This is a genomic window from Jiangella sp. DSM 45060 (genome assembly GCF_900105175.1).
Classification (GTDB): domain Bacteria; phylum Actinomycetota; class Actinomycetes; order Jiangellales; family Jiangellaceae; genus Jiangella.
On sequence record NZ_LT629771.1, the window covers coordinates 1334993 to 1350118 of the forward strand.

Annotated in this window: 11 protein-coding genes; 9 read left to right on the forward strand and 2 right to left on the reverse strand. The window is 70.7% G+C overall.

Annotated features, from left to right (window positions below; all coding sequences use genetic code 11):
- Nucleotides 1–22: 22 nt before the first annotated feature.
- Nucleotides 23–790: an IclR family transcriptional regulator gene (locus BLU82_RS05930; RefSeq protein WP_157740622.1), complete on the forward strand. Its 768-nt coding sequence runs from the start codon at nucleotides 23–25 to the stop codon at nucleotides 788–790.
- Between the two features lie 61 nt (nucleotides 791–851).
- Here BLU82_RS05930 and BLU82_RS05935 read toward each other — a convergent pair whose 3' ends face one another.
- Both BLU82_RS05935 and BLU82_RS05940 read right to left on the reverse strand, forming a co-directional pair.
- Nucleotides 852–2447, reverse strand: coding sequence for an alpha/beta hydrolase-fold protein (locus tag BLU82_RS05935; protein WP_092617024.1), 1596 nt, complete (start codon nucleotides 2445–2447; stop codon nucleotides 852–854).
- A 149-nt stretch (nucleotides 2448–2596) separates the two neighbouring features.
- A complete protein-coding gene (locus BLU82_RS05940; protein ID WP_092617027.1) occupies nucleotides 2597–3769 on the reverse strand; it encodes a DNA-binding transcriptional regulator in 1173 nt (390 codons plus the stop codon).
- 85 nt (nucleotides 3770–3854) lie between these two features.
- Between BLU82_RS05940 and BLU82_RS05945 the strand changes: the two genes are divergently transcribed.
- From BLU82_RS05945 to BLU82_RS05980, 8 genes are all read left to right on the forward strand, one after another.
- Nucleotides 3855–4958: a Gfo/Idh/MocA family protein gene (locus BLU82_RS05945; protein ID WP_092617030.1), complete on the forward strand. Its 1104-nt coding sequence runs from the start codon at nucleotides 3855–3857 to the stop codon at nucleotides 4956–4958.
- Between the two features lie 101 nt (nucleotides 4959–5059).
- Nucleotides 5060–6133 carry a branched-chain amino acid ABC transporter permease gene (locus tag BLU82_RS05950; protein WP_092617033.1) on the forward strand — a complete coding sequence of 358 codons (1074 nt, stop codon included), beginning with the start codon at nucleotides 5060–5062 and terminating at the stop codon, nucleotides 6131–6133.
- Entirely contained in the window at nucleotides 6130–7137 is a 1008-nt protein-coding gene (locus BLU82_RS05955; RefSeq protein WP_092617036.1) for a branched-chain amino acid ABC transporter permease, read from the forward strand. Before BLU82_RS05950 ends, BLU82_RS05955 begins: the two co-directional genes overlap by 4 nt.
- Nucleotides 7134–8609, forward strand: coding sequence for an ABC transporter substrate-binding protein (locus BLU82_RS05960; protein WP_157740624.1), 1476 nt, complete (start codon nucleotides 7134–7136; stop codon nucleotides 8607–8609). Before BLU82_RS05955 ends, BLU82_RS05960 begins: the two co-directional genes overlap by 4 nt.
- A 9-nt stretch (nucleotides 8610–8618) precedes the next feature.
- Nucleotides 8619–9368, forward strand: a complete 750-nt coding sequence (locus tag BLU82_RS05965) for an ABC transporter ATP-binding protein (RefSeq protein ID WP_092617042.1) — start codon at nucleotides 8619–8621, stop codon at nucleotides 9366–9368.
- The gene (locus BLU82_RS05970; protein ID WP_092617045.1) at nucleotides 9365–10099 is read left to right on the forward strand and encodes an ABC transporter ATP-binding protein; all 735 of its coding nucleotides are present in this window, start codon (nucleotides 9365–9367) and stop codon (nucleotides 10097–10099) included. The genes BLU82_RS05965 and BLU82_RS05970 overlap by 4 nt, the downstream gene beginning before the upstream one ends.
- A complete protein-coding gene (locus BLU82_RS05975; RefSeq protein ID WP_092617048.1) occupies nucleotides 10096–10983 on the forward strand; it encodes a sugar phosphate isomerase/epimerase in 888 nt (295 codons plus the stop codon). The genes BLU82_RS05970 and BLU82_RS05975 overlap by 4 nt, the downstream gene beginning before the upstream one ends.
- A gap of 47 nt (nucleotides 10984–11030) precedes the next feature.
- The gene (locus BLU82_RS05980; RefSeq protein WP_172885544.1) at nucleotides 11031–15107 is read left to right on the forward strand and encodes a ThuA domain-containing protein; all 4077 of its coding nucleotides are present in this window, start codon (nucleotides 11031–11033) and stop codon (nucleotides 15105–15107) included.
- Nucleotides 15108–15126: the final 19 nt, after the last annotated feature.

The following is a 15126-nucleotide window of genomic DNA, read 5'->3' on the forward strand; positions in this document are numbered from 1 at the left end:
ATAGTGCAATCTGGAGGTGGTCGTGTCTCAGACGGTCCAGCGCGCGATCGAGCTCGTCAGGAGGGCCGCGGAGCATCCGCTCAGCCTCGCCGACGCCTCGGAGGTGCTCGGCGTGCACAAGTCGACGGCCCTCCGGATTCTCCAGACGCTCGAGGCGGCGCGGTTCGTCCGGAAGACCGGTGCGGGGACGTACGTGGTCGGTAGCGGTCTCATCGAGCTGTCCGAGCTGGCGCTCGGCTCGATGGACCTGCGCGAGTTCGCCTCCGCGCACCTGCGCCGGCTCCAGCGCGAGACCGGCCACACCGTGCACCTGGCGCAGCTGACCGGCGACGAGATCATCTACATCGACAAGGTCGACAGCCCGGCCTTCGATGCCGTCAAGCTGCCCTCGCGGGTCGGCCGGGCCGTCTCGATCTACGCCAGCGCCGTGGGCAAGGTGATCCTGGCGCACCTGCCGCGTGACGAGCGCGACCGCCTGCTCTCGCACGTCACGTTCGAGCGCTACACCGACACCACCTTCGCCGACCGTGCGTCGCTCGAGCTCGAGCTCATCGGGGTGCGCGAGCGGGGCTGGGCCGCCGACAACGGTGAGCACGACGCCTACGTGATGTGCGTGGCGGCGCCGATCAGGGACACCCGCGGCCGGGTCGTCGCCGCGGTGTCGATCACGGCGATCGAGGTGATCGCCACGTTGCCGCAGCTGGAGGCGCGCCTTCCGCTGCTGCTCGACACCGCGGCGACGATCTCGGCCGAGCTGGGCTACGCGGCGAGCGCGGTGCCGGCCGGCTGATCCGCACCTGGGCGGCGCCTCGCATCGCGAGAGCGCCGTCCCAGGGCGGTCCGGACGGTGGTCAGCCGAGGTCGACCGGTGCGCTCCTCGACCCGTTGAACAGGTCGTCGCCCCGGTAGTCGGCCGTCACCGGCTGGTCGAGCAGTGCGGCGTCGACCGGCCGGTGGAACCGGGCGACGCCGTCGCGGACCCTGGCGGAACCGAGGTACTGGTCACCCGCGTAGAAGTCCACCGTGCCCGACGGCTCGGTGACGCTGGTCGTCACGGGATCGACCGTGGCGACGGCGGTGAGGCGCACGTTGTGCGAGCGCCCGACCGGTTCGGCGTCGACGGCCAGTTCCGTCGTGGTCGCGCGGAACGCGAGGTCGCGCACGTAGTGGTTGAGCAACGGCCGCCAGACGTGCCAGGTGTGCACGCCCGGCACGTTGTACTCGTCGAGGACGACGCCGGCCGCCCGCAACGCGGCGGCGTTGCGCTGCGAGTTCTCGGCGATGTTGCCCAGGCGGTCCTGGAGTCCCGTGCCGATCATGATGCCGCCGGCCACGTCCTTCATGCGGTCGATCTGTTCCTGGCCGGCCTGGGGTCCGCCCGCGCTCCAGGCGGCGTGGTACCCGAACAGCTCCGTGTGGTCGTACATCAGTGTGTAGGCGCGGCTCCCGCCGGCGGAGAATCCGCCGAAGGCGCGGTCCTGCGCCCTGGTGGAGACGTTGTAGTTCTGCTCGACGAACGGGAAGACGTTGTTCCTGAGCTCGTCGACGTAGCCCTGGTTGCCACCCGGCAGGCCGTTGAAGTCGGTGGACACGATCACCATCGGCTGGACGGCGCCGTCCTGGATCGCGTTCTCCAGGATGTGGTGGGCGACCCCCTGCATCGTCCAGGCGGTCGAGTGGTCGCCGCCGCCGTGGCTCAGGTACAGCGTCGGGTACGGCGTCGCCCGGTCCGGGTCGTAGCCGTGCGGCAGGTACACGACGATGTCGTGGACGCCGGCCGGGTTGGTGGACAGCGGCGACGGGTAGCGCCGCGTCTCCAGGGTGCCGGCCTGGTGCGGCCGCGGCGGCGCCTGGTAGTCGGTGTCGTAGGTCGGGAACTTCTTGCTCTCCGGGACGTAGACGGTGCTGCGCACCGCTCCTGGCGCGCCGGGGTACTGCGGCTGGATCTGCCACGGGTTCGCCGGGTCGTCGTGCAACGTGCAGCCCGTGGCCAGCAGGTTGGTGCAGTCGTGCGTGAAGGCGTAGCGGAAGCTGCCCGCCGGCAGCGGCACGGTGATGGACCAGACGCCGTCATCGCCGCGTTCCATCGGCAGGATCTGCCACGGTGTCGCCGCGATGTCGCCGGGCAGCCACTCCGACGGCGGCCGGCCGTCGCCACAGTCCTGACAGGTCACCCTCTCGGGGCGGGAGTAGAACCAGTCGCCGTAGATGTGCACCGACTCGACGCCCTCGGGCGCCTCGTATCTGAAGGTGACGGCGTGCCCGGTCGGCGGCTGATCCGTGCGGACGACCTGCGGGCCGAGCGGTTCGGGCGGCGCGGCGGACGCGGATGGTGCTGCCGCGCCGGCCGTCATCGCCGCGGCGGCCGTCAGGCCCGCGAGCAGCGAGCGTAACCGTCGCCGGCCGGGCGGAGCTTCCGGTGAACGGTGGAGACGTGCGAGGTGCATGTAACTCTCCCTCCGTTGGGCGAGTCGATCGGACCGTTGACGGCCGATCGATTACATCGTTGGAACCCTCGTGGAGGCGGCGGCGTCATGTCAAGGGTGAATTGCATATTCCGAGAAGATTGGTTGCGATATCTGCAATACCGCCTAGGTCACTCCTGCCAGAACGCCTGACGGGCGACGGCGCCGCCGACGGTGCGGCGGTACCGGCCGGGGGACTGCCCGGTGTGCTTCTTGAAGACGACGCTCATGTACTCGGAGTGGCTGAAGTTCAGTCGTTCGGCGATCTGCTGCAGGGTCCAGTCCGTCGAGGAGAGCAGCTCGGCGACGTGGGCGAGGCGGACCCGGATGATCTCGCCGTGCACCGTGCGCCCCAGGGTCGCGGCGAAGCGGTAGTCGAGGGCGCGACGAGACAGGCCGACGTGGCGCAGGACGGCGGTGACGGCGAGGTTCTGGTCGGACCGGGCCCGGATGAACCGCAGTGCCTCGGAGACGAGCGGGTCGTCGACGGCGAGGATGTCGGAGGACTGGCGGGCGACGATGCGGGTCGGCTCGATGAGGCGCAGGCCCGGTTCGAGTGACCGGCCGTGCATCATCAGGTCGAGCAGGTGCGCCGCCAGGTACCCGGACGCGGTCGTGTTGGGCTCGATGCTCGACAGCGGGGGCGTGGTGAGGTTGCCGATCAGCTCGTCGTTGTCGACGCCGAGGACGGCGACGGCGTCGGGGACGGCGAGGCCGGCGATCTTGCAGGCCTCCAGGACCTCCTGGCCGGCGATGTCGTAGCAGGCGAGGACGCCGACGGGCTTGGGCAGCCCAGTGAGCCAGGTGGCGAGGCGCTCGCGGTCGGCGGCGCGCATGCCCGACGACTTCATCCGGAACTCGTGCGGGGTCGCGCCGTGCTGCCGGACGTGCCCGGCGAACCACTCGCTGCGGGTGATCGACCACGCGAAGCGCTCGTCGCCGCAGAAGGCGAAGTGGCGCAGCCCGCGTTCGGCGAAGTGCCCGACCGCCCAGCGGGCGATGGTGCCGTCGTCGGTCTCGACGCCGGGCAGCTCAGGGACCAGCCGGGCCGCGCTGAGGTCGACCGTCGGCAGGCCGAGCCGCCGGATGAACCGGGCGGTGCCCTCGTTCTCGATGCGGGCCAGGACGCCGTCGCCGTGCCAGCCCTCCAGCCAGGAGAAGTCGGTCTCGTGCCGGCTGTGCTCGGCGAGGTAGAGCGACCAGTGCGGGTGCTCCTCGACGTACTTCTTCACGCCGACGAGCAGACCGCGGGCGTAGGCGTTCGAGGTCTCGACCAGCAGCGCGACGTGCCGTGTCCCCGACATGTAAGAAATCTAAGGTCTGCTGCTGGATTGCGCATGGTTTGTCCCGTTGGGTCCTCCGTAGCCTTCACGACACAGGAGGTCAACGATGACGCAGAGAGTACGCGTGGCCATCGCCGGACTGGGATTCGGATCGGAGTTCATCCCGATTTACCAGGCCCATCCGGATGCCGAACTCGTCGCCGTGTGTCAACGCACCGAATCCGCTCTTCACGAGACCGCCGATCGATTCGGCGTTCCCGGACGCTACACCGACATCGCCGCGATGCTCGACGACCCGGACATCGACGCGGTGCACATCAACACCCCGATCCCGGACCACGCCGGCCAGACCGTCGCCGCGCTCCGAGCCGGCAAGCACGTCGCCTGCACCGTGCCGATGGCCACCACGCTCGAGGAGTGCCGGTCGATCGTCGAAGCGGTCCGGGAGTCCGGCAAGAACTACATGATGATGGAGACCGTCGTGTACTCGCGCGAGTTCCTGCACGTCAGGGAGCTCGCCGAGAACGGAACGCTGGGCCGCGTCCAGTTCCTGCGCGGGGCGCACCACCAGGAGATGGCCGGCTGGCCCGGCTACTGGGAGGGTCTGCCGCCCATGCACTACGCGACGCACGCGGTCAGCCCGGTGCTCTCGCTGGCCGGCGCGCTGGCCGAGAGCGTCGTCTGCGTCGGTTCCGGCCGCATCTCGCCCGAGCTGACCGCGAAGTACGGGTCGCCGTTCGCGGTGGAGAGCGCGCTCATCACCTTGCGCGACTCGCCGATCAGTGCGGAGATCGCCCGCTCGTTGTTCGAAACGGCCCGCGAATACGTCGAGAGTTTCACCGTCTTCGGTGAGCTCGCGACCTTCGAATGGGAACAGACGCAGGGCTCCGGTCATGTCCTGCACGTCGGAGAGATTCCGAAGACCGTCGAGATCCCGGATTTCGCCCACCGGCTGCCGCCGGAGATCGCGCCCTTCACGACCCGCGGCGTCTACGACGCCGAGAACGAGCACCTGTCCTTCGTCCAGGGCAGCGGCCACGGCGGATCGCACCCGCACCTGGCCCACGAGTTCGTCCGCAGCATCGTCGAGGGCCGGGCGCCCGCGATCAACGAGGTCACCGCGGCGAACTGGACCTCCGTCGGCATCTGCGCCCACGAGTCGGCCATGAACGGCGGCGCCCGGGTGGCCATCCCCGACTACACCGCCTGACCCACCTCGCGGCCGGCGCCCGACGTCACGCCGGCCGGTCACCACACGCACAGGTCGTCCCACGACGCTGCGCCGCTCGGCGCTGACCTGCGGAGGTACCGATGACACCTGCCCTGATCGACGCGGACCGGGGCGCGCCGGCGAGCCGGGCGGCGCAGCTGCGCCGGCCCGCGGTCTGGGTCGCCGCCGCCGTCGCGGTGGCCGTGGCCGCCTGGGTGCTGTTCCTCGCGGACGGCACGCCCGCCGGCGCCGCGGTCGACGACCCCGGGAAGTTCCTGGTCACGATCCTGGACGGGGTGACCTTCGCCGGGCTGTTGTTCGTCGCGGCGTCGGGGTTCACGCTGATCTTCGGGCTCATGCGCACGGTGAACATGGCGCACGGCTCGTTGTTCCTGCTGGCCGCCTACGTCGCCATCCGCGTGCAGGAGGCGATGGTCGGGCGGTCGCGCAACCTCGACCCGTCCGACGTCGGCCTGCTCGACTGGGTGGTCCCGATGCTGGCCGGCGCCGGTGTCGCCGCCGTGCTCGGCCTGCTGATCCAGCAGCTGTTCCTGCAGTGGAACGAGGGCCAGGAGCTGCGCCAGACGCTGCTGACGCTGGCCATCACGGTGGTGCTCGCCGACCAGATGCTGCGGGAGTTCGGCGGGCTGGCCCAGCGGGTGGTCTGGCCGGGCGCCGTGACGCGCTTCCTCACCGTCGGCGGCGAGCGGTACGCGGTCACGCGGCTGCTGCTGCTCGGCATCGCCCTGCTGGTCGGCCTGCTGCTGTGGCTGTGGCTGACCCGCACCGGCGTGGGTCTGATCATCCGGGCGGGCGTCGACGACCGGCAGATGGTGCGCGGCCTGGGGATCGACATCCGCCGGGTGTTCGCGCTCACCTTCCTCGTCGGCTCGTTCCTGGCCGGCCTGGGCGGAGTCCTCGGCGCGTCGTTCGCCGGCGCCGCGCCGGGCACGGACGGCAGCTGGCTGCTGAACGCGCTCGTCGTCGTGATCATCGGCGGGCTCGGCTCGCTCAAGGGCGCCGCGGCCGGCTCGCTGCTGTACGGCATGGTCGTCGCGTTGTCGCCCGCCTACCTGCCGAGTCAATACACCTACTACGCGATCATCATGACGTTCGGTCTCCTGGCGCTCGTGCTGGCCGTGCGTCCCTACGGGCTGTTCGGGAGGCCGGCATGAACCCGCGCGTACGGCTGCGGGGCGAGCCACTCGTCCTGGCCGCCCTGGTCCTGCTGCTGGCCGTCCTGCCCGCCCTGGCCACCGCGTTCTTCGTCAACTTCGTCATGACCCAGACGCTGATCCTGGGGCTGGCCGCGGCGACCATCGTGTTCCTCGCCAAGTACGGCGGCATGACCTCGCTGGCGCAGCTGCTGATGTTCGGGATCGCCGGCTTCATGTTCGGCAACGCCGCGCTGGACGGCGGCGCCCGCGGCCTGAACCTCGGCTGGCACCCATGGGCCGCCGTGCTTTTCGCGGTCGTCGTCACGACGCTGGCGGCGTTCGTCCTCGGCGCGATCGCGAGCCGGACGACTGGCATCTACTTCCTGATGCTGACGCTGGTGTACGGGGTCATCGGCTACTTCGTCTTCGCCCAGATCGTCGAGATCTCCGGGCCCGGCGGCATCACCAGCATCCAGCGGCCGGACCTCCTCGGCCCGCCGGTCCGGCTCTACTACGCCGGCCTGCTGCTGTCCGTCGTGGTCTACGTCGGCTTCCGGGCGATCCGGCGGACGGCGTTCGGGCTGGCGCTGCAGGGGGTGCGCGACGACCCGGTCCGGATGGCGTCGCTGGGGTTCGACGTGCCGCTGCACCGGACGCTGGCGTTCACCCTGGCCGGCTTCGTCGCCGGCCTGGCCGGACTGCTCAACGTGTGGTGGAACGGGCAGGTCGACCCCGCGTCCATCTCGATCGGGCCGACGCTGATCCTGCTGATCATCGCCGTCATCGGCGGCATCTCGTCACTGGAGGGCGCCTGGCTCGGCGCGTTCGTCTACGTCCTGGTCTTCACCTACCTGCGCGACCTCCCGCTCGTCGACCGCATCGGCATCACGGAGGCGCGGTTCAACACCGTCATCGGCGTCATCGTCCTGGTGATCATGGTCCTCTCGCCCGAGGGCCTGACCGGGATCGTCCGCCGGCTACCCGTACGCACCCAGAAGGAACTCGGAGGGACACGAGCATGAGCAGACAGAGGAGACGGGCATCGCTGGCGCTGTCCGTGACGGCCGGCCTGGCCCTGCTGGCCGCCGGCTGCGGCGGCGGGGACGACGACTCGACCGGGCTGCCCGCCGACGAGCAGTCCGCCGCCGGCGGTGGCGACGGCTCGCCGTCCGGCGACGGTATCCGGCTGGGCATTCTCGGCCAGTGCGAGGGCCCGTTCGGCGGCTTCCACGAGGACGTCGTCGCGGGCACCACGCTGGCCCTGGCCCGGTTCGCCGGTGCGACGCCCAACTCGGCGACCAGCGCGCTGGAGGGGTTCAGCGGCGCCGAGGTGGCCGGGACGCCGATCGAGCTGGTCGGCGTCGGCTGCGGCGACGACACCGCCGATCGCATCGTGCAGGAGGTGCGCCGGCTGGTCGAGCAGCTCGGCGCGAACGTCATCATCGGGCCGCTCTCCGGCGACGAGGGCATCGCGATCGCCGAGTACGCGAAGGCGAACCCCGAGCTGACGGTGTTCGCCGGCATCTCCGGGTCGCAGGAGCAGACGCTGCAGGTGCAGGCGCCGAACTACTTCCGCTTCTACGGCGACGGCGCGATCTGGAGCGCCGGGCTCGGCGACCTGCTGCACCACCAGGAAGGCTGGGACACCGTCGCCGTCATCGCCGACGACTACAGCTTCGGGCACACGTCGGCGGCCGGCTTCGTCGCGGACTTCTGCGCGGCCGGCGGGGAGGTCACGCACCGCGTCTTCCCCCCGCTGGGCACCACCGACTACTCGTCCTACGTCGCGCAGCTGCCGAACCCGGACGAGGTCGACGGCTACTTCTGGGCCGTCGGAGGCACCGGCACCCAGGCCGCGCTGGAGGCGTTCGTCAACGGCAAGGGCGACCTCACCGGCGACCAGCACGCGGGCAACCTGTTCTTCAACCCCGACCTCGCGCAGGCTCTCGGCACGGACATCGCCGGGGCGTACGTCGGCGGCTTCGCCACGCTGCCGGCCGACGTCGAGACGCCGGAGATCGAGGAGTACCTGGCCGCCGCGGACGAGACCTGGGAGACGATCCCGGGCTCGCTGAGCGGCAACGAGCCCGCGCCGCCGTCGGTGGCCGCCGAGTTCGGCTTCTTCTACGGCTACTACACGGCCGGCGTCGCGCTGGTCGAGGCGCTGGAGGCGGTCGGCGGCGACATCTCCGACCTCGACGCCTTCCACGCGGCGATCTCGGGCCTCACCCTGGAGCTGCCCTACGGCGACATCAGCCTGGACGAGAACCGCAGCGGCATCGTCGACGTCGGCCTGTCACGTCTCGTGCTCGACGACTCCGGCGAGGTCGTGCAGGAGACCGTGGCCATCGTCCCCGGCGTCGACCAGACCTTCGGCGGCACGTTCAGCCCCGACACCCCCTCGCCCGGCCGCGACTTCCCGGCGTGCGAGGAGCGTGAGCTGCCCTGGGAGGGCAACGCCATCCCGGTCGTCGACGGCGTCCCGCAGAGCTAGGGGACCGTCATGACGTCCGTCGTCCAGGTCAGCGGCGTCACGGTGGCGTTCGGAGGTCTGCGCGCCCTGCGCGGTGTCGATCTCGACATCGCGCAGGGCGAGCGACTGGCCGTCATCGGGCCGAACGGCGCGGGCAAGACCACGCTGTTCAACGTCATCGCCGGCGACATCGCCCCGACCACGGGCGCGGTGATCATCAGGGGACAGGACTGCACCTACCGGCCGTCGCGGCACCGGCCCCGCCTCGGCCTCGCGCGGACCTACCAGAAGGCACGCGCGTTCGCCGGGCTGACGGTGCGCGAGAACGTCTATCTCGCGCTCGCCGGCCACCGGGGCCGGCACCGGGCGCTCTGGCAGTCGCGCGCCGATCGCGCCATGCGGGCCGAGGCCGCCGAGGTGGCCGAGCGGGTGTGGCTGTCGCGGCAGGTCGACGCCGTGGCGGGCGAGCTCGCCCACGGCCAGCGCCGGCAGCTCGAACTGGCGATGGCGATCGCCACGGAACCGGACGTGCTGCTGCTCGACGAACCGGCCTCGGGCCTGTCCCGCGGCGAGCGGGAGCGCCTCGTCGAGCTGCTCGAGTCCTTCGACGAACGGCTGACCCTGCTGCTCATCGAGCACGACATGGACGTCGCGTTCCGCATCGCGCAGCGGGTCGTCGTGATGGCCGACGGCGAGCAGGTCACGGCCGGGACGCCCGAGCAGGTCCGCACGGACCCCCACGTCCACCAGATCTATCTCGGGACGGAGGCGGTGGCATGACGAACGACGACACGCTGCTCGACGTGCGCGACCTCCGCTCCGGCTACGGATCGTCGCTGGTCCTGGACGGTCTCGGCTTCAGCATGGGCGTCGAGGCGGTCGCCATCGTCGGACGCAACGGCATGGGCAAGACCACCTTGTGCGACACGCTGGTCGGCTTCGTTCCCCCGTCGGGCGGTGAGATCCGGCTGGCCGGCCGGAGACTCGACGGCTTGGCGCCGGAGGCGATCGCGATCGCCGGTCTCGCCTACGTCCCGCAGGGCCGCAGGCTGTTCCCGTCGCTCACCGTCGACGAGCACCTGGCCATGCTGGCCCGCAGAGCCCGGGGCAGACGGTGGACACCCGCAGCCGTCTACGAGCTGTTCCCCCGGTTGGCGCAGCGGCGGCGCCATGGCGGCGCCGAGCTGTCCGGCGGCGAGCAGCAGATGCTCGCCGTCGGCCGGGCGCTGCTGCTGAACGCGCCCCTGGTGGTGATGGACGAGCCGTCCGAAGGGCTCGCCCCGACGATCGTCGACGTGCTGGTGGACGCGGTCCATCACCTCGTGGCCGAGAACGTGGCCGTTCTCGTCGTCGAGCAGAACCTGCGCGCGGCGGTGCGGATGGCGGACCGGCAGCTGGTCATGGTCTCGGGCCGGATCGAAGCGGAGTTCACCGGTGACGAGCTGCTGGCCCGGCCGGACCTGCAGCACCGTTACCTCGGCGTCGGCGCGACGACAGGAGAGTACGCATGACGAAGAAGGACCGGGCGCTGGGCGCCAACACCTGGATCTGGACCTCGCCGCTGACCGACCAGCGCCTGGCCGAGCTGGCGCCACGGATCCGCGAGTGGGGCTTCGACGTGATCGAGCTGCCGGTCGAGAACGCCGGCGACTGGGATCCCGGCCGGGCGGCGACGCTGCTCGACGGGCTCGGCCTGTCGGCCACCGTCGTCGTCGCCATGGCGCCGGGACGGGAGCTGGTCGGCGCCGACCGGGAGACGATCGAGACGACGCGCGACTTCCTGCGGCACGTGGTCGACGTGGCGGCGGCCGTCTCGTCGCCGGTGATCGCCGGCCCGATCTACACGTCGGTCGGGCGGACGTGGCGCCTCGACGACGCGGAGCGGCGCGGCTGCTACGCGCAGTTGCGCGACAGTCTCGCACCGGTGGTCCAGCACGCGATGGACGCCGGCGTGACCGTCGCCGTCGAGCCGCTCAACCGGTTCGAGACCAGCCTGCTCAACACCGTCGACCAGGCGCTGGAGGCGCTGGACGGCCTGCCCGCCGAGGGCTGCGGCCTGGGCCTCGACACGTTCCACCTGAACATCGAGGAACGCAGCATCACCGAGGCGATCCGCCGGGCCGCCGGCCGGATCGCGCACGTGCAGGTCTGTGCGAACGACCGCGGCGCGCCGGGCGCGGACCACCTGAACTGGCCCGGCATCCTGGGCGCCCTGGACGCGGCCGGCTATCGGGGCCCGCTCGTGATCGAGTCGTTCACCGCCGACAACGCGACGATCGCCACCGCCGCGTCGATCTGGCGGCCGTTGGCGAAGACGCAGGACGCCATCGCGGTCGACGGGCTCGCGTTCCTCTCCGGTGTCGTGCGGGGAGGGGGTGTGTCCGCACCGATCTGAGCATGTCGGGCTGTCCCCATCCGCAACGAAGCGACGGTGAGAGGTCAATGCGACGACTTTATCGTTACATCCCATTCGCGCTGCTGACGGCCTTACTGGCCTCCCTGCTCCCGGGCCTGGCCATCAGTTCCGCGCACGTCCCCGAGGACGAGTACCAGGTCCTGTTCTTCCACAAGACGACCGGCTTCCGGCACGACTCCATCCCGGCTGCTCTCAACGCGGTCGAGGAACTCGGCGCGGAGCACGGCTTCACCGTGACCGAGACGCAGGACGCGTCGATCTTCACCGAGGACGGGCTGGCCGAGTTCGAGGCCATCGTCTTCTACACCGACGGCGAGAACACCCTCGACGCCGCCCAGCGCCAGGCGTTCGAGCGCTACATCCACAACGGCGGCGGGTTCGCGGGCCTGCACTCGACGTCGAACATGGACAAGACCGACTGGCCCTGGTGGTCGGACCTCATGGGCGGCGCGTTCTTCCGCAACCACCCCTCGGGCGCGGACCAGTTCCAGGACGCCACGGTCCGGATCGAGGACGCCACGCACCCGTCGACGGCCGGTCTGCCGGCGGAGTGGGTCCGCGAGGACGAGTGGTACAACTTCACCGCCAACCCGCGCGAGAAGGTGCACGTCCTGGCCACGCTCGACGAGTCGACCTACAACCCGGGATCCGGCGCCATGGGTGCGGACCACCCGATCACCTGGTGCGCCAACTTCGACGGCGGCCGCACCTGGTACACCGCGCTGGGCCACAGCTCGGCGTATTACGACGAACCGCTGATGCGCGAGCACCTCCTCGGCGGCATCGAGTGGGCCGCCGGAGCCGCCGAGGGCGACTGCGGCGAACCGCGCGACGGCATTCCCACCGAGGCCTCCTTCGAGAAGATCGCCCTCGACGACAACACCGCCAACCCGATGGAGCTCGCCGTCGCGCCCGACGGCCGGGTGTTCTACGTCGAACTGGGCGGCGCGGTGAAGATCTACGAACCCGAGACCGGCGCCGTGAAGGTCGCCGCGCAGATCCCGGTGCACCGCGGCAACGAGAACGGGTTGCTGGGCATCGCCCTCGACCCCGACTTCGAGACCAACCAGTGGCTCTACCTCTTCTACAGCGCGCCCTCGCCGGAGGTGCAGCACGTCTCCCGGTTCACCGTCGACGGCGACGAGCTCGACCTGGCGTCGGAGTCGGTGCTGCTCGAGATCCCGCACCAGCGGGAGGTCTGCTGCCACTCCGCCGGCTCGATGACGTTCGGGCCGGACGGCAACCTCTACATCTCCACCGGTGACGACACCGCCCACTTCGCCTCGCAGGGCTTCGCCCCCATCGACGGGCGCATCTACGACAACCAGGTGAGCGAGGACGCCAAGCGTTCCTACGACGCCCGGCGGACCTCGGGCAACACCAACGACCTGCGCGGCAAGATCATCCGGATCACCCCCGAGGACGACGGCACCTACTCGATCCCCGAGGGGAACCTGTTCCCGCCCGAGACCTCGGATCCGGACCTCACCCGGCCGGAGATCTACACGATGGGCCATCGCAACCCGTTCCGGATCGCCGTCGACGACGAGACGGGCTGGATCTACGCCGGCGAGGTCGGGCCGGACGCCGGCAGCGACAACCCGAACCGCGGCCCGCGCGGGTACGACGAGTGGAACCAGATCCGGGAAGCCGGCAATTACGGCTGGCCCTACTGCATCGGGAACAACCAGGCCTATCGGGAGTGGGACTTCGCGACCAGCACCCCGGGCGAGTTCTTCGACTGTGAGAACGGCCCGGCCAACGACTCGCCGTTCAACACGGGCCTGGACGTCGTGCCTCCGGCCAAGGACGCGTTCATCTGGTACCCGTACGGCGAGTCGCCGCAGTTCCCGGAGCTCCCCACGGGCGGCGGCCGCACGGCGTACGCCGGCGACGTCTACCACTACGAGGAGGGCCTGCTCGGCGACGGACAGTTCCCCGAGTACTACGACGGCGCCGTGTTCGTCATGGAGTGGTCGCGCAAGTGGATCGGCGCGCTGCGACTGGACGACAACGGCGCCTACGAGAGCTTCGAGCAGTTCATGCCGAGCACGCTGTTCCGCAGTCCGCACGACATGGAGTTCGGGCCGGACGGCGCGATGTACCTCATCGAGTGGGGCATGGACTTCAACTACGCCGGAGGCAACGTCAACCCCGACTCCGGGCTGTACAAGATCAACTACACCGAGGGCGCCCGCACCCCGGTCGCCGAGGCCAGTGCCGACAAGGACTCCGGGCCCACGCCGCTGGAGGTCACGTTCTCGAGCGAGGGCAGCAACGACCCGGACGGCGACGAGCTGACCTTCACCTGGGACTTCGGCGACGGCACCACCTCCGAGGAGCCGAACCCGACGCACACCTTCACCGAGCCCGGCGAGTACACGGTACGGCTGACCGCCACCGACCCCTCCGGACGTTCCGGCAACTCCAACCTGACCATCACCGCCGGCAACACCCGGCCCGAGGTGACGATCGAGCTGCCGGCGCACGGCCAGGTCTTCGACTGGGGCGACGAGATCCCGTACCGCGTCACCGTCGACGACGCCGAGGACGGGTCCGGGCCGGCGATCGACTGTGAGCGCGTCACCGTCCAGCAGGGGCTCTACCACGACGAGGGCGGCAACGCTCACGTCCACCCGGGCCAGCCGCAGACCGGCTGCGAGGGCGTCATCGTCACCCAGGAGGACGCGGAGCACGGCGACGCCGCGGACATCTCTCTCACGGTGACGGCCAGCTACACCGACGACGGCGGCGAGACCGGCGCGCCGGCGCTGACCGGCGGCGTCACGCATCTGCTGCAGCAGCGGCGCAAGGAGACGGAGCACTTCGCCGCGGCCGAAGGCATCGAGGCCGACGAGGCCGGCGACGAGGAGACCGGCGGCGGCGAGGCCATCAGCGGCCAGAACGGCGCCTGGGCCTCGTACGAGCCGTACAACCTCGCGGGCATCGGCGAGATGACCCTGCGGGTGGCGACGGCCGACGACACCACGGTCGAGGTGCGGCGCGACGGGCCGGATGGCGAGCTGCTGGGCACGGCCGCGATCGAGGGCAACGCCGAGATCGGCCGCACCGCCGGTCCGGAGGGCTTCCACAGCGCCGTCCGGCTCGGTGGCTCGAGCCAGCTCGAGTCCGTCGAGCTGCCCGACGGAGTGGTCAGCGGTCTGGAGGACTTCACCGCCTCGGCCTGGGTGAACTGGTCCGGAGGCCAGTCGTGGGCGCGGATCTTCGACTTCGGCTCCGGGACGGGCACCTACATGTTCCTCACCCCGGCCGCCGGAGGGACGAACAACCTCAGGTACGCCATCACGACCGGTTCCGGAGAGCAGATCATCAACGGGTCGCAGCCGCTGCCCAGCGATGGCTGGCACCATGTCGCCGTCACGCTCGCCGGCACCACCGGCACGTTGTACCTCGACGGCACGCCCATCGGGACCAACGCCAACATGACCCTCGACCCGTCCGACCTGGGGGAGACCACCCAGAACTGGATCGGCGACTCCCAGTACTCGGCGGACCCGCTGCTCAACGGTGCTGTCGACGACGTCAACCTCTTCGGCCGTGCGCTGTCCCAGAGCGAGATCCAGGCGCTGGTGGCGGCTCCGGGCGGCGGCGACGGAGGCGACGTCGCCTGGTACCGGTTCGACGAGGACGGCGGCACCACCGCCACGGACTCGTCCGGCCAGGGCAACGACGCGACGATCGTGATCGCCGACGACGCCGCGACCTGGCAGAACGTGACCGTCGACCTGAGCCCGGCCGAGGGCACGTTCCCGCTGTACCTCGTCTTCCCCGAGGGCCCGGTGCGGGTCAACTGGATGGAGCTCGCCGCCGGCGACGGCGGACCGGGCACCTGTCCGGCTCCGGATCAGCGTGAGACCGTGGTCGTCGGCGACGTCGACAGCGGCGTCACCAACCACGGCGTCGACGGCGGCTGCACCGTCAACGACCTGATCCTGGACGAGGAGCCATGGGCGGTGCGCGGCGAGTTCATCCGGCACGTTCGCGACGTGACCGGCCAACTCGTCGACCACGGTGTACTCAGCACGCGCGAGGCGCTGGCCGTGAACCTCGCCGCCGGCCGCAGTGACGTCGGCAAGGGCTGAGCCGGCTCGCTCCTGACAG

Bases quoted from the DNA above. Each gene is read 5' to 3' on its own strand.
- BLU82_RS05935 (WP_092617024.1), bottom strand. From the start codon at position 2,447: ATGCACCTCGCACGTCTCCACCGTTCACCGGAAGCTCCGCCCGGCCGG.
- BLU82_RS05940 (WP_092617027.1), bottom strand. From the start codon at position 3,769: ATGTCGGGGACACGGCACGTCGCGCTGCTGGTCGAGACCTCGAACGCC.
- BLU82_RS05945 (WP_092617030.1), top strand. From the start codon at position 3,855: ATGACGCAGAGAGTACGCGTGGCCATCGCCGGACTGGGATTCGGATCG.
- BLU82_RS05950 (WP_092617033.1), top strand. From the start codon at position 5,060: ATGACACCTGCCCTGATCGACGCGGACCGGGGCGCGCCGGCGAGCCGG.
- BLU82_RS05955 (WP_092617036.1), top strand. From the start codon at position 6,130: ATGAACCCGCGCGTACGGCTGCGGGGCGAGCCACTCGTCCTGGCCGCC.
- BLU82_RS05960 (WP_157740624.1), top strand. From the start codon at position 7,134: ATGAGCAGACAGAGGAGACGGGCATCGCTGGCGCTGTCCGTGACGGCC.
- BLU82_RS05965 (WP_092617042.1), top strand. From the start codon at position 8,619: ATGACGTCCGTCGTCCAGGTCAGCGGCGTCACGGTGGCGTTCGGAGGT.
- BLU82_RS05970 (WP_092617045.1), top strand. From the start codon at position 9,365: ATGACGAACGACGACACGCTGCTCGACGTGCGCGACCTCCGCTCCGGC.
- BLU82_RS05975 (WP_092617048.1), top strand. From the start codon at position 10,096: ATGACGAAGAAGGACCGGGCGCTGGGCGCCAACACCTGGATCTGGACC.
- BLU82_RS05980 (WP_172885544.1), top strand. From the start codon at position 11,031: ATGCGACGACTTTATCGTTACATCCCATTCGCGCTGCTGACGGCCTTA.